We start from the raw sequence: 1,240 nt of genomic DNA, 5'->3' as shown, positions 1-1,240 counted from the left end.
CAACCCGCTGGTGCCGGTCGACCTCGTCATCGACCATTCCGTCATCGTCGACGAATTCGGCACGCCGATGGCCTTCGCCCGCAATGTCGAGCTGGAATATGAGCGCAACGAAGAGCGCTACAAATTCCTGAAATGGGGCCAGCAGGCGTTCCGCAACTTCCGCGTCGTGCCGCCCGGCACCGGCATCTGCCATCAGGTCAACCTCGAATATCTCGGCCAGGTGGTGTGGACCAACACCGAGGACGGCGAAACCACAGCCTATCCCGACACCTGCGTCGGCACCGATTCGCACACCACCATGATCAACGGCCTGGGCGTGCTCGGCTGGGGCGTCGGCGGCATCGAGGCCGAGGCGGCCATGCTCGGCCAGCCGGTCTCCATGCTGCTGCCGGAAGTCATCGGCTTCCGTCTCACCGGCAAGCTGAAAGAGGGCGTCACCGCCACCGACCTCGTGCTCACCGTCACCCAGATGCTGCGCAAGAAGGGGGTCGTCGGCAAGTTCGTCGAGTTCTTCGGCCCGGGCCTCTCCAACATGACGCTGGCCGACCGCGCCACCATCGGCAACATGGCCCCCGAATATGGCGCCACCTGCGGTTTCTTCCCAGTCGACTCGGAAACCATCCGCTATCTCACAATGTCCGGCCGCAGCGAGGACCGCATCGCGCTGGTCGAGGCCTACGCCAAGGCGCAGGGCCTGTGGCGTGAAACCGGCTCGGCCGACCCTGTCTTCACTGATCTGCTCGAGCTCGAACTTGGTTCCGTCGTGCCGTCGATGGCCGGCCCCAAGCGGCCTGAAGGCCGCGTCGCCCTGGAAGGCATTCCGGAAGGCTTCGCCAAGGCGATGGAGACCGAATACAAGAAGGCGGCCGAAATCTCCAAGCGCTATGCCGTCGAAGGCACCGACCATGATCTCGGTCACGGCGATGTCGTCATTGCCGCCATCACCTCCTGCACCAACACCTCGAACCCGAGCGTGCTGATCGGCGCCGGTCTTTTGGCCCGCAATGCCAACCGGCTCGGTTTGAAGCAGAAGCCGTGGGTGAAGACCTCGCTGGCTCCCGGCAGCCAGGTGGTCGCCGAATATCTGGAGAAATCCGGCCTGCAGAAGGAGCTCGACCAGATCGGCTTCAACCTGGTCGGCTTCGGCTGCACCACCTGTATCGGCAATTCCGGCCCGCTGCCGGCGCCGATCTCCAAAACCATCAACGACAAGGGCCTGATCGCCGCCGCGGTCCTGTCC

At 64.3% G+C, this 1,240-nt stretch carries 1 protein-coding gene; it reads left to right on the top strand.

Annotation, left to right across the window (positions count from 1 at the left end; genetic code table 11):
- Positions 1-1,240, top strand: a 1,240-nt coding sequence (gene acnA / locus EN879_RS36345) for an aconitate hydratase AcnA (protein ID WP_127274737.1), incomplete at both ends; no start/stop codon positions are given.

This window comes from Mesorhizobium sp. M7A.F.Ca.AU.002.02.1.1, from assembly GCF_003998535.1.
In the GTDB taxonomy this organism is placed as follows: Bacteria; Pseudomonadota; Alphaproteobacteria; order Rhizobiales; family Rhizobiaceae; genus Mesorhizobium; species Mesorhizobium ciceri.
This window is presented reverse-complemented; position numbering and strand designations above follow the sequence as displayed.